Source organism: Streptomyces sp. NPDC088794, from assembly GCF_044750545.1.
Classification (GTDB): Bacteria; Actinomycetota; Actinomycetes; order Streptomycetales; family Streptomycetaceae; genus Streptomyces.
In genome coordinates, this window is the sequence record NZ_JBIVKB010000001.1 from 679,017 (window position 1) to 692,244 (window position 13,228).

Genomic DNA, 13,228 nt, shown 5'->3' on the forward strand with positions numbered 1-13,228 from the left:
ACGCCGAACATCACCAACACTAGGGGAGTTGCGACCGACCCGTAAGTAGGCACTTTTTAGTGCGTTACGCCCCTGCCGGCTCGGTCTTCCGGGTGTCGTAGCGGGCTCGCGCCTCGTCGACCTCGTCGGTCTTGTCGGCGGCCCAGTCGCGCACCTGGGACAGCAGGCCGTAGAGGCCCTGCCCGAGCGGGGTCAGCTCGTAGTCGACGCGCACCGGCACGGTCGGTGTGGCCGTCCGCTTCACCATGCCGTCGCGCTCCAGCATGCGCAGGGTCTGGGTGAGCATCTTCTGGCTGACACCCGGGATCTCACGGCTGATGTGGCTGTACCGCATCGCCTCGCCGTACGACCCGAGGGTGCACATCGTCAGGCTGACCCACCGGTTGCTGATCGTCGAGAGCAGGGCCACCGCGGGGCAGTCGTGCATGTACGCCTCGTACGTGCCCGGCTCGATCCGGCGTGCCGGCTTCGGCGTGGTGGTCATCGGTCTCTCCTGTCGGGAGCGCAACGCACTAAAAAGTGCCTACTTACCAATCGATCGTAACTCCCCTAGCGTTCGTAGCACCCAAGGTGTTCGGCAATGCAAAGGAATGAGCGAAGATCATGCGTGCAGCAGTCGTGAGGAAGATCGGTGGACCCGAGGCCGTCGAGGTCGTGGAGGTCCCGCTCCCGGAACCGGGCCCCTTCGAGGTCCGGGTCAAGGTCGCGGCCGCCGCGCTCAATCCCGCCGACGCCGCTGTGTGGGGCGGGTTCTTCGGGCCGTTGGAGGAGGTCGAGTACGTCGGGCTGGGGCTGGACGCCGCCGGCACGATCGACGCGGTCGGCACGGGTGTCCTCCTGGAGGTCGGCACTCCGGTGATCGTGTACGACGCCCGCGTGCTGCGCCCCACGAAGACCCAGGCCGAATACCTCGTGACCGACCTCAACTCCCTCGCCCCCGCCCCGGAGGGCATGGACCTGACACTCGCGGCGACGATCCCGCTCAACGCGACGACCGCCGTCCAGGCGCTGGACCACCTCCCGCTGCGCCCCCGGGACACCCTCCTCGTCACGGGCGCCGCCGGAGCCGTGGGCGGCTACGCCGTCGAGCTGGCCCGGACGCGGGGCGTGCGGGTCGTCGCGCAGGGGCGACCCGAGGACGAGGAGTTCCTCCGTGGTCTCGGCGCCAGGTGGTTCGTGTCGCGCGACGAGGAACTGGGCGAGGCGGTACGGCGGTTGGTGCCGAAGGGCGTGGACGGCGTGCTCGACGCGGCGGCCCTGGGTGCCCCCGCAATGGCTGCCGTCCGTGACGGCGGCGTCTTCGTGAGCGTGCGGGTCGACGTGCTGCCGGAGCCGGAGCGGGGCGTGGTCGTGCGCCACACCTCCGCCGGTCCCGAAGCGACCCGTCTCTCCTACGTCTCGGCGCTCGCCGAGGTCGGCGTGCTGACGCCGCGGGTGGGGCCGATCTTCCCGCTGTCGCAGGCCGCCGATGCGCATGCCCGGCTCGCCGCGGGCGGCCTGCGCGGCCGGATCGTGCTGGTGCCGTGATGGCGGCCCCGGTCGTCACCGCGGTGACCAGGATCTCCGCTCCGGTGGAGGACGTGTGGCGCGTGCTGGTGGCGTTCGACGCGTACGCGCACTGGCATCCGGTCCTGTCCTTCGACACGAAGCCCGAACAGGCCCTGGTCGGGGCGGAGTTGCCGGGTCGCGTCGCACGTGGCGACACCGCCGAGCAGGACGTCGCTCTGCGGATCGTCGAGGTGGAGGCCCCGCGGCGGCTGGTCTGGGAGGGCGGATCGCTCGACACACTCCTCGGCAGGCACTCGTTCCTGCTCACCCCACAACCGGACGGCACCACCGAACTCACCGACTCCGAGGAGTTCTTCGGCCCCGCCGCCGACGAACTCGTCCCGGCACTCGGCAGGTTCAGGGAGGAGTACGCCCGCAACGGTGTCGCTCTGCGCGCGCGTGTGACGGGGACGTCCGACTGACACGGTCGGCCGACGAGGGCGGGCTCACGGTCCGGGGCGGGAGGTGCCAGGACTCCCCCACGGTCCTGGCACGTTCCCGGTCCCGCGGACGTCCATCGCGGTGATCACCAGCATGCGTGGGCACCGGCTCGCCTGTCGTTGGCACACGGTCCACACCTAGTTGGCACCGGGTCCACCGCCTTCGCCGCCGAACTCCGCCTCGCATCGCGCCTGTTCGCGGAAGGCGCCAGGCGTGAGGCCGTGGGCGGTGCGGAAGGCACGGCTGAACTCGGCGGCCCGCGGGAAGCCCCAGCGGACGGCCACCGCGTGCACCGGCAGGGCGCTCAGCGCCGGGTCGGCGAGGTCGCGGCGGGCACCGGCCAGGCGCCGGTCGCGGATGTACGAGGACACGGCGAGGCCCTCGGCCTGGAAGAGGCGGTACAGATAGCTGCGCGAGATGTGGTGCGCGGCGGCCACCCGGGCGGGCGTGAGGTCCGGGTCGTCGAGGTGGCGCCGGATGAAGTCCTTGATCCGCAGGGTCAGGGTGCGGGTGTGCGTCTCCGGCGCCAACTGGCCCTCCGCGTCCAGGGCGTGGGCGAAGAGCGCGGTGACCAGATCGGCGACGACGTTGCCGAGGCGGGGTGCGTCCGAGGGCCGGTAGGGATTTGTGTCCGCGGCCAACTGGCCGAGGAACTGGGCCAGTAGCGCACCCAGCCCCTCCCGGCCCGAGATCCGGGACCCGATCACCCGGTCCGCGTTGCGCGCGGGCAACGCCACGAGTGTGCGCGGGACTTCGATGCCGACGATGCTGACCGGTTCGGAGCCGGTGGCGATCTCGTACGCCCGTGACGAGCAGTTGGTGTGGATGTCGCCGACCTCGTAGGCGGTGTGCTCCCGGCCCCAACTGGCCGCTCCTGTCCCGCGGCGCAGCAGGGAGAGGTGGTAGACCTCCGGGTCGGACCGGCGCACCAGCTTGGGAGTACGGCGGAAGACGAGCTGGTCGAAACTGGCGGGCCAGATCGTGACGTCCCCGAGGCCGATCACGCGCTGGTGCCCGCGGTAGTCGGCCGCGCGGTCGCTGTCCAGCTCCATGGGCGCGTGGGTGCGGCCCAGCCGCTCGGTCCACGCTTCGAACCGGTCGCCGACCGGCAGTTCCTCGGTACGGAAGACCGACTCCTGCAACACGGCGGTCAGTCAATCACACGGTTCTGTGAAACGGCCGCGCGCGTTCCGTCGGTCACGGGTGATCCGCGAGCCGCCTCGTCCCTCGCCTTCCTACGCCGTCCAGCGCACCCGCAGCTCCTGCGGCTTGCGGAAGACCAGGCCGCGCGCCTCGGCCGGCGCCGAGGGGTCCAGGTGCAGGTCGGGCAGGCGGTCCAGGAGGTGGCGCAGGCAGACCCTGGTCTCCAGGCGGGCCAGATGCGCGCCGAGGCAGAAGTGCGGTCCGTGGGCGAAGGCGAGTTGGAGGCGGGCGTTGTCGCGCCGCAGGTCGAAGCGGTCGGGGTCGGTGAAGACGGCCGGGTCCCGGTTGGCGCCGGCGATCGAGACGCTGACGAGGTCGCCGCGGCGGATGCGGGCGCCGGCGAGTTCGACGTCGGCGGTGGCGTAGCGGTCCACCACGGCCGCCGCGGGTTCGAGGCGCAGCGACTCCTCCACGGCCGCGTCGATCAGTTCGGGATCGGCGCGCACGAGGGCGAGTTGGGCCGGGTCGCGCAGCAGGTGCAGCACGGCGTTGGTGATCATGCCCTCGGTGGTCTCGATCCCGCCGAACATGAGCACCGCCGCGTTGGAGGCCACCTCGGGCAGCTCCAGGCGCCCGTCGCGGGCCGCCTCGACCAGTACGGAGCCCTCGTTGCGGGCGGCGACCGTGGCCTCGACGCTGGCCTCCAGCTGGGCGAAGGCGGCCCCGGCCGCGGGGTCGGCGGGCTCGCCCACGGTGAGGTCGGAGACCGCGCCCACCATGGCGTCGTACCAGGTCAGGACCTCTTTGGGGTCCGCGCCGAGCAGGCCGAGGGACTCGGCGACGACGGCGACGGCGAGCGGTCCGGCCGCCTCCCGGCGCAGTTCCGCGCTGCCCCGGGGCCTGATCGCGTCGACGAGCCGGGCGCTCTCCCGCTCGACGAACTCGTTGAAGCGGGCGTGCACGTCCCGGACCCGGAAGGGGTCGGTGAAGGGCTCGCGGTGCCGTTTGTGCGCGGGGCCGTCGAGCGAGAGCATGCTCGGTCCGACGACCTGGGCGGTGGAGAAGCGGGGGTCGTCCACGGTGAAGGCGACCGGGTCACGCATCACGCGCATCGCCAGGTCCCGGCGGGTCACCGTCCAGCCGCCCAACTCCGGTATCCAGGAGACCGGTTCGTGCTCCCGCAGCAGCGCGAGACGTGGGTGCGGGTCGCGCTCCAGCTCGGCGATGGTGGTGGCGGAGCCGAGCGGAAAACCGGCCGGCGGGGTGGCGGGAGTCGTCGGTGGCACGGCCGAGGGCGTCGCGGAAGCCGTCGGTGGCACGGCCGGTGACATCGCAGGATTCGCCGGTGGCACGGCCGGTGACATCGCGGAAGTCGTCGGACGGGCCTCGTTGTGGTCGCGCATGGATCCAGTAAGCCACAGCCCGCTCAGGAGACCGCCGCCAGCCCCTGTCGAGGCAGGTGGCGGGCGTACACGACGGCTGAACCTACCGGAGCGTAGGCCACCGGCCCGGAGAGGACTATCGTCGGAGGTCAAGGGCCAGAACGAGGGGAGGCCGCCGTCGATGCAGCAGGACGAGGCCGTGATCGGCTGTACCGGGGAACTGCTCCTCCCCACGCGCGGAGCCGCGGGGCCCGGCGAGATCCTCGTGCGGGTCAGGGGCGGCTCCGAGACCTTCCTCGCCTGGTCCTCCCAGCCCCTTCCGAAGGGGGCCACCGTGCTCGTGGTCGAGTCCCGCGGCTGTCGCGGGGTCGATGTCATCGAGTGGGTCGATCCACTGGACGCGCTGGACGGCGACGCCGACGGCGCAGGTTGAGGAGTACAACATGTTCGGTTACCGCGTTCCCGCCCCCGACGAGGCGATGTTGATCTCGGGCGGGCGACGGGGTCTGGGGGGCGCGCCGTTCCGGGTGGTCACGGGGCACGGAAAGTTCGTGCTCCCGGTCTTCCGCAAGACTCGCTTCCTCACACTGTCGATGTGCGAGGCCGAGGTCACCGAGACCTGTGTGACCCGGCAGGGCATCGCGCTGCACGTACGCGCCGTGATCGCGTTCAAGGTCGGCAACGACACCGAGAGCATCATCAACGCGGGCCAGCGCTTCCTGTCCGACCAGGACCAGATGTCGGTGCTGACGGGCCGGATCTTCGCCGGTCACCTGCGGTCCATCATCGGCTCGATGACGGTCGAGGAGATCGTCACCGAGCGGCAGAAGCTCGCCGCGGAGGTCCTGGACACCTCGAAGGTCGAGATGGCGAAGATCGGGCTCATCGTCGACTCGCTCCAGATCCAGTCGATCGACGACGGCGCCACCGGGTACATCGACGCGATGTCCGCGCCGCACAAGGCCGCCATTCAGCGCCAGGCACAGATCGCGCAGGCCCAGGCCACGCAGGCCTCGGTCGAGGCGGAGCAGGTCGCGGCGCGCAACCAGGCCGAGTACGCCCGGCAGACCGCGATCGTCAAGGCGGAGTACTCCGCCGAGGTGGACCGGGCGCAGGCGCAGGCCGCGCAGGCCGGTCCGCTGGCGCAGGCGCACGCTCAGCAGGAGGTGCTGGCCGCGCAGACCGAACTTGCCCAGCGCCAGGCCCAGTTGCGTCAGCAGCAGCTGGTGGCCGAGATCGTCAAGCCCGCGGAGGCGGAGGCCCAGCGGATCAAGCTGCTCGCCATCGCCGAGGCGGAGCGCATGAAGATCCAGGCCGAGGCGGCCTCCTCGTACGACCGGGTCGCGCTCGACCGGATGCTGATCGACCAGCTTCCGCAGATCGTGAAGGAGGCCGCGGGCGGCCTGGCCGGCGCCAACGTCAACGTCCTCAACGGCGCGGACGGCCTCGGCGAGATCGCGGCCGGTCTGGTCGCCCAGGGCCTGACGATCCTGGACTCGGTCCGCCAGAACCTCAACGGCCAGAACTCCGACGGCCGCCCCGCCAACGGCCTGCTGGAGCTTCAGGGTTACCTGCGCACGCCGGAGACGGACGGCGACGGCACCAAGGAGGACCGGCCGCGCGACGCCGAGTAGGCGCGGTTCTCGTAGGGTCCCGGGTCCCCGGCATCGGTGCGGACCGACACCGGGGACCCATCAACTGACCCTTATCATAAGTGCAGTTGATACCCATTTTCTGCGCTACTCTCGCCGTCCCACGCGTCACGCGAGAGACCAGGAACCCCATGCCAGACCAAGACCGCAGCCGGTCGGAGAAGTTGGCCTACGCGGCGGCCGGCATGGAGCCGCCGCCCGTGATCCCGCTGCGGAGGAACGATCCCCGGCGGGTCGGCCCCTATCACCTGGTGTCCGTGCTCGGCAGCGGCGGCATGGGCCGGGTCTACCTGGGCCGAAACACCGAGGGCGGCGGCGGCCCGGTCGCCGTCAAGGTGATCCGGCCCGAGTACGCCGAGGACCCGCTGTTCCGGAAGCGTTTCGAGCGTGAGGTCGGCTCCCTCGGCCTCGTCCAAGGGGCGCACATCGTGCGGCTGTTGGGCAGCGGCGTCGACGAGGACCTCGTCTGGGTCGCCACCGAGTTCGTGCCCGGACCCACGCTCGCGGAGGCCATCGAGGCGCGCGGGCCGATCGACGCGGCGGCGGCCTGGCGGCTCTTCGCCGACCTGGGCCGTGCGGTCGAGGCGATCTGGCGGGCCGGCATCGTCCACCGTGACCTCAAGCCGTCCAACGTGATCCTGGCGGCCGACGGTGCCCGGGTCATCGACTTCGGTGTCGTCCAGGCCACCGACGGCACCACCATCACCGCCACCGGCCAGAACGTGGGCACCCCCGCCTTCATGTCTCCGGAGCAGGTCAGGGGCCAGGAGGTGACCGCCGCCGCGGACGTCTTCTCGCTGGCCTCCGCGCTCACGTTCGCGGTCACCGGGAAGGCGCCCTTCGGTGACGGTTCGGGCGTGGACATCCTGCACCGGGTGGCTTTCGAGGAGCCGCGGGAGAAGGTCCTCGCCGAAGTCGCGGCCGTCGACACGGAGTTGGCCGCGTTCATCCGTACCTGCCTCGACAAGGACCCGGATCGGCGACCGTCACCGGAGATGGTGTTCAGGACCGCCATCGGCCATCAATTACCCGCTCCGGACGGCAGACCGCCCCGAACCGCGCCGAAGCGGCCGCAAGTGCGGGAGAGACAGCCCGCCGCCGCCTTCGCGTCCGCGCCTCCGCCGGTCGCGCCTTCCGTACCTGAGGCCGTCGCGGCACCTAAGCCCCCCGTCACACCCGGAAAGCGCCGCAAGCTGATCGTGGGCGCCGCCGCGGCGGCCGTCCTCGTCGCCGGAGGCACCGCCGTGGCGCTGCTCCAGCAAGGCGGGAGCCCGTCGGTGGAGGCCGACCTCGGGCCGGACCCGTCGTCGGCGGCGACGGACATCCCGGCCGCGCCGCCCGCCGGTTCACCGAGCGCGCCCACGACCGGTCCTTCGGCCACGGACCGGAAGGCCGACCGGACGACGGACACGTCACCGAGCGTGTCGCCGTCCCAGAAGTCCGGGTCGCGGGACATCCGCGCCGCCGCGTGTCTCGCCGAGATCGTGTCGGGCGGCCGGGGCGGCTGCGTCAAGACCCTCCAGACCCTCCTCAACGGCTACGGGCTGTACGTCACGGTCGACGGGCGGTTCGGCCCGTCGACGGTCGCCGCGGTCCGGGCCTTCCAGCGCGAGGCGGGTCTCGTCGCCGACGGGAAGGTCGGTGCGCGGACCAAGAAGCTGCTGTACGCCGGGGCGCGCGGGCCCGTCAGGAGCGGTGCCGTGACGGTCATCGAGAGCGTCAACGCCGTTGATGTCGCCCGGTGTCTGGACGTCCGCGGAGGGAGTGTCCAGGTGTGGGGATGCACGGGTTCGGCCACTCAGAGGTGGGCGCTGTATCGCGTGCCCGGTCAGGCCGCCACGTACATCGTCGTGAATCGGGGCGCGCATGTGTGTCTGGACGCCGACGCCGGCACGATCGGCAGCAACGGGCAGACGGTGCGGGCCAGGACGTGCGACGGACAGAGTGCGCAGAGGTGGCGGCTCGGCAGCGGCCACACGCTCGTCACCGCGACGGGCGGCTCCTGTCTGGACGCGGCGGCCGGCTCCTCCGGGAGGGACGGCCAACCGGTCCAGGGCTGGGCCTGCGCGGGCAGCGTCAACCAGGTCTGGACCTGGTCCTGAACGGATGCCGTGCACTCCATTTCGTAGAAAGCGCAATCAAAAACGATCCCCCGGTGCTAGAAATCGCTCAGGCTCGTGCGTCACACAGCACCGTCCCGCATCGACTCGCACCGACCGCACCTCTCGCACCTCTCGCACCTCTCGCACCTCTCGCACCTCTCGCACCGGCGATCCTGCACCCGATAGGACCACCTTGCCCACGACCTCACGCCCCGCCCGTCGACGGCTCTCCGTCCGCAACTGGCGCGTGGCACGCAAACTGCACGCCATCCTCCTCGTCCCGGTCCTGGTCGCCCTCGTACTGGGCGGCCTGCGGGTGCGGAACTCGGTGAACACCTGGCAGGCGGCCGACGACGCCGTCCGGGTGGCGGAGCTGGTCCAGGCGGCGAACCGGTACGCGAGCGACGCGATCAACGAGCGGGACGTCTCGGTCGCTCCCCTGCTGAACGGCGACAGGACGTCGAGCACGGTCGCACAGGCCCGCCGGATCACCGACGCGGACGCGGTGGCGTTCGACCGGGCGGTGGCCCGGATGCCGAAGACCCCGGGGTTGCTCCGCCGGGTCCAACTGGTGCGTGCCGGTGAGCAGTTGCTCCCGACCGTGCGTGCGCAGGCCTTCACCTCCCAGCTCAAGGGCGTGCGCGCGGAGGAGAGTTACCACGCCCTCCAGCATCCCCTCATGGAGATCTCCAACGAACTGGGCTTCGGCAGCAGCAACCAGGCCAGCTTCGGCCGCACCCTCTACGCCATCTCCCTGACCCAGGCCGCCGAGTCCCTGATCCGCTCCATCGGCGTCCACCTCCTCGTGGAGGACCGCAGCACCCTCGCCCCGGGCGAACTCCAGGCCCAGCTCGGCTCGTTCAGCTCGTACGTCTATCTGGAACAGGTCGCGCTACAGGAGTACGCCGGTGCCGGCACCGCCGACGACATGACCCGGCTGCGCGAGGCTCTGGCCGCCGCCGAGGAGCGTGGGAAGGCGCAGACCGCCCAGGCCGCCGCGCAGGCCAAGGCGGCCGGGGAGACCTTCGTCGCACCGCCGACCCTGGCGCAGATGAACAGCGCGATCGGGTCGGGCAGGTCGGCTTCGGAACTGGCCGCGCAGGGCATCACGCCCGACTCCTTCTTCGCCGCCTCCACCCTCGGTTTCGACGCCTACCGCGGCATCGAGGTCAACCTCACCGACACCGCCCTGGCCGACGCGCACGACATCGCCGACGACGCGCGGAGCGAGGCGATCACCAACGCCGTACTCGTGCTCGTGTCGATCCTGGTGGCCCTCCTCCTCGCCTCCTGGATGGCCCGGTCGATGAGCCGGAGCATGCGCCAACTCAGCGCGGCGGCCCACGAGATCGCCGAGCAGCGGCTGCCGGCCACCCTCGACCGGCTCACCCGCAGCGTCCCCGAGAGCGTCGACCGGCAGGTCGAGCCCATACCCATCACCACCCGGGACGAGATCGGCGAGGTCGCCCGCGCCTTCGACCACGTCCACCGCGAGGCCGTCCGGATCGGCGCCCAACAGGCCATCGTCCGGGGCAACTTCAACACGATCTTCACCAACCTGGCCCGCCGCAACCACTCCCTGATCGAGCGTCAACTGGCCCTGATCACCGACCTGGAGGGCAAGGAGGCCGACCCGGACCAGCTGGCCAGCCTCTTCAAGCTGGACCATGTCGCCACCCGGGTGCGCCGCAACGGCGAGAACCTCCTCGTGCTGGGCGGCGAGGAACCCACCCAGCAGTGGGACCATCCCCTCCCGCTGGTCGACGTCATCCGGGCGGCGACCGCGGAGGTCGAGCAGTACGAGCGGATCGAGGTGTCGGGTGTCCCGGAGACCGAGATCAACGGCCCCGCGGTGACCGACCTCGTGCATCTGCTCGCCGAGTTGATGGAGAACGCGACGATCTTCTCCTCCCCGCAGTCGAAGGTCCGCGTCACCGCGGCCGGGCTCCCGGACGGCATGACCATGGTCGAGATCCACGACGAGGGCATCGGTCTGCCCCCGGCGGAGCTGGCGGACCTCAACCACGGGCTGGCCAATCCGCCCACCGTGGGCGTGTCGATCTCCCAGCGCATGGGTCTGTTCGTGGTCGGCCGGCTCGCCGACCGGCACGGCATCCGCGCCCAGCTGCGCCCGTCCGCGGCCGGGACCGGCACGACCGCGCTGGTCATGCTGCCCCGAACGATCATCCATGGAGCACCCGAGCCCGCGGTCGACGCCGACTCCACCACCCTGTCCCTGGCCGTCCCCGCCGGCACGCTCCCCGGCTTCGAGTCCTGGGACGAACCCTCGACGCACCGGAAGTGAGCGACCGGGGAGGCCGCAAGCGCCGGTGAGAGCCCGTGAGAGCCCGTGAGAGCCGAGTGAACCGGGCGGGAACTCTTGGTCATGGATTCCTTTGGACGCCCGTTCGGACGCGATCCGCTTCCTAGCATGAGGTGATCACGTACGTACGACCCTCGGAGGTCCGGGTGCCGTTCTCCGGCCTCAAGGCGTCTCCGCTCCGGCTGACCGGTGCGCTCGCCCTCGTCGTCGTCCTCGCGCTGACCGGCGTCCTGGTCGCCCGGCGCGAGCCGCATCAGGCGCGTGCGGCGGACGACGGACTGCGGCACACCACCGTCGAGGTGTCCGCCGGTCACTGCGGTCGCGGCTGGACCGAACCGGCGTCCGGCGTCCAGGTCTTCGACCTGCACAACACCTCCTCCGACGCCGCCGAGGCGTACCTGGAGAACCCCGTGAGCAAGGCCGTGTACGGCGAGGTGGAGGACATCGGCCCCGGCACCACCCGTGCGCTGACCGTCCGCCTCGGCAAGGGCGCGTACGCCTTCAAGTGCGTGCCGGACGACGCCGACGCGGTCACCGGGCCGACCATCCGCCTCAGTACGGGACACAGCGGTCCGGCGGCGGCGCCGGTCACCGAGCACGACCTGATCCCGCCCGCCCTCGCCTACCAGAAGTGGATCGGCGGCGGTCTGAGCGAGGTCGTCCGGCTGACGACCGGGATGCGGGACGCGATCGACCGGGGCGATCTCGCGGGCGCCCGGACGGCCTGGCTGCCGGCGCACCTGGAGTACGAGCGGCTGGGGGCGGCGTACGACGCGTTCGGTGACGCGGACGGGGAGATCAACGGCACCGACGCGGGGTTGCCCGACGGGGTGCGGGACAAGGACTTTGCCGGCTTCCACCGCGTCGAGTACGGGCTGTGGCACGGTCGGTCGGCCGCTGCTCTGAAGGCTCCGGCGAGCGCCCTCGTCAAGGCGGTGACCGCGCTGCGCGACAGCTGGGCGCGGACCCGGATGGATCCCGCCCAGTTGGGGCTGCGGGCGCACGAGATCCTGGAGAACACCGTGCAGTTCGAGCTGACCGGCCGGACCGACTACGGCAGCGGCAGCAACCTCGCCACCGCCCGCGCCAACCTGGACGGCACGCGCGAGGTGCTCTCCCGACTGCATCCGCTCCTCGCCACTCGGTACGCCGACCTGCCCGCGCTGGAACGGCAGTTGGACCGTGCCCAGGACACGCTCGACGGCTTCCGTCGGAGCGGCGCGTGGACTCCGCTGGACCGATTGAGCCGTACGCAGCGAGAGGACGTCGACGCGGTCTTCGGCGACCTGGTGGAACGGCTGGCGTCGGTGGCGACCCTGTTCGACCCGCGGAGGACGGTGTGAGTGGTGTGAGTACGGACGAGGACATGGGCGACAGGACGGGCGAGCAGGCCGGCGGAGTGGGTCGACGTCGGTTCCTGCGCGGCGCGGCCCTCGCGGGTGCCGGACTGGCCGCCGGCGGCGCGGCCTCATCGACGGCCGCGACCACCCCCGACACTGGCACTGGTGGGGACACAGGCGCCATCGCCCCCTTCCACGGCGCCCACCAGCAGTCCGCGATCGCGAAGCCGCGCCGGTGCACCGTGTTCACCTCCTTCGACGTGACCGCCGAGAACCGCACCGAACTGGCCGACCTGCTGCGCACGCTCACCGACCGGGCCCGCCTGTTGACCGCGGGCGGCACTCCCGACCCGGTCGGCGTCACCGGCCCGCCCGCCGACTCCGGGATCCTGGGTGCCCAACTCCCGTCCGGTGCACTGGCGGTGACCGTCGGGGTGGGTGCCTCGCTCTTCGACGACCGGTTCGGGCTCGGGAAGGCGAAGCCCCGCCGTCTGACTGCCATGCCGGTCTTCCCCGACGACGACCTCAAGTCCGAGTGGTGTCACGGCGATCTGAGCCTCCAACTGCATGCCGACGACACCGACACCGTGCTGCATGCCCTGCGCGACATCGCCCGGCACACGCGGGGCGGCATGCAGGTGCGCTGGCGCATGGACGGCTTCACCAGCCCGCCTCGCCCCTCCGGCACCCCGCGCAACCTCCTGGGTTTCAAGGACGGCACGGCCAACCCGGACACCGAAAGCGCTCGCGAGATGAACCGGTTGGTGTGGGTGGGCAAGGGCACGGACGAGCCGGACTGGGCGGTCGGCGGCAGCTACCAGGTGGTCCGGCTGATCCGCATGCTGGTGGAGTTCTGGGACCGTGTCTCGATCAGCGAGCAGGAGCGGATGTTCGGCCGCGCCCGCGACACGGGCGCTCCCCTCGACGGCCGGGCCGAGTTGGACACGCCCCGGTACGCCGACGACCCCCAGGGCGCCGTCATCCCCCTCGACGCGCACATACGGCTCGCCAACCCCCGTACCACCGCGACCGCCGAGCAGCGGATCCTGCGCCGCGCCTACAACTACGACCTGGGCGTGGACGGCAACGGCAACCTCGACATGGGCCTGCTGTTCTCCTGCTACCAGCAGGACCCGGTGCGCCAGTTCGAGACCGTGCAGCACCGCTTGGCCGGTGAACCCCTCACCGACTACATCTCCCCCTTCGGCGGCGGCTACTTCTTCGCCCTGCCCGGCGTACGGGACACGACCGACTGGTACGGGCGCGACCTGCTCGCCTGAACCTGTCCGGACAACTC

The 13,228-nt window shown here is 71.4% G+C and carries 11 protein-coding genes; 8 read left to right on the forward strand and 3 right to left on the reverse strand.

Going from position 1 to position 13,228, the window contains the following annotated elements:
- Window positions 1-64: 64 nt before the first annotated feature.
- Window positions 65-484: a winged helix-turn-helix transcriptional regulator gene (locus tag ACIP6U_RS03095; RefSeq protein WP_401712049.1), complete on the reverse strand. Its 420-nt coding sequence runs from the start codon at window positions 482-484 to the stop codon at window positions 65-67.
- A 119-nt stretch (window positions 485-603) separates the two neighbouring features.
- On the opposite strand from ACIP6U_RS03095, the gene ACIP6U_RS03100 reads away from it, so the two are divergent.
- Together ACIP6U_RS03100 and ACIP6U_RS03105 are read left to right on the forward strand one after the other, a co-directional pair.
- Complete coding sequence (locus tag ACIP6U_RS03100) at window positions 604-1,527, forward strand: zinc-binding dehydrogenase (protein WP_401712052.1); 924 nt, start codon at window positions 604-606, stop codon at window positions 1,525-1,527.
- Window positions 1,527-1,970, forward strand: a complete 444-nt coding sequence (locus ACIP6U_RS03105; RefSeq protein ID WP_401712055.1) for an SRPBCC domain-containing protein — start codon at window positions 1,527-1,529, stop codon at window positions 1,968-1,970. The genes ACIP6U_RS03100 and ACIP6U_RS03105 overlap by 1 nt, the downstream gene beginning before the upstream one ends.
- A 156-nt stretch (window positions 1,971-2,126) precedes the next feature.
- Here ACIP6U_RS03105 and ACIP6U_RS03110 read toward each other — a convergent pair whose 3' ends face one another.
- Window positions 2,127-3,134, reverse strand: coding sequence for a helix-turn-helix domain-containing protein (locus ACIP6U_RS03110; RefSeq protein WP_401712058.1), 1,008 nt, complete (start codon window positions 3,132-3,134; stop codon window positions 2,127-2,129).
- Window positions 3,135-3,224: 90 nt separating this feature from the next.
- Window positions 3,225-4,418, reverse strand: coding sequence for a cytochrome P450 (locus ACIP6U_RS03115; protein ID WP_401712061.1), 1,194 nt, complete (start codon window positions 4,416-4,418; stop codon window positions 3,225-3,227).
- A gap of 277 nt (window positions 4,419-4,695) precedes the next feature.
- Here ACIP6U_RS03115 and ACIP6U_RS03120 point away from each other — a divergent pair, with 277 nt between their 5' ends.
- The 6 genes from ACIP6U_RS03120 (at window position 4,696) to efeB (ending at window position 13,211) form a co-directional block, all read left to right on the forward strand.
- Complete coding sequence (locus ACIP6U_RS03120; RefSeq protein ID WP_401712064.1) at window positions 4,696-4,947, forward strand: hypothetical protein; 252 nt, start codon at window positions 4,696-4,698, stop codon at window positions 4,945-4,947.
- 10 nt (window positions 4,948-4,957) lie between these two features.
- A complete protein-coding gene (locus tag ACIP6U_RS03125) occupies window positions 4,958-6,148 on the forward strand; it encodes an SPFH domain-containing protein (RefSeq protein WP_401712067.1) in 1,191 nt (396 codons plus the stop codon).
- A 149-nt stretch (window positions 6,149-6,297) separates the two neighbouring features.
- The gene (locus ACIP6U_RS03130) at window positions 6,298-8,268 is read left to right on the forward strand and encodes a protein kinase (RefSeq protein ID WP_401712070.1); all 1,971 of its coding nucleotides are present in this window, start codon (window positions 6,298-6,300) and stop codon (window positions 8,266-8,268) included.
- Between the two features lie 193 nt (window positions 8,269-8,461).
- Complete coding sequence (locus tag ACIP6U_RS03135) at window positions 8,462-10,573, forward strand: nitrate- and nitrite sensing domain-containing protein (RefSeq protein ID WP_401712073.1); 2,112 nt, start codon at window positions 8,462-8,464, stop codon at window positions 10,571-10,573.
- Window positions 10,574-10,737: 164 nt separating this feature from the next.
- A complete protein-coding gene (locus ACIP6U_RS03140; RefSeq protein WP_401712905.1) occupies window positions 10,738-11,934 on the forward strand; it encodes an EfeM/EfeO family lipoprotein in 1,197 nt (398 codons plus the stop codon).
- Window positions 11,935-11,957: 23 nt separating this feature from the next.
- On the forward strand, window positions 11,958-13,211 hold the full coding sequence (efeB, locus tag ACIP6U_RS03145; protein WP_401712077.1) for an iron uptake transporter deferrochelatase/peroxidase subunit: 1,254 nt from the start codon (window positions 11,958-11,960) through the stop codon (window positions 13,209-13,211).
- The last annotated feature ends 17 nt before the right edge of the window (window positions 13,212-13,228 follow it).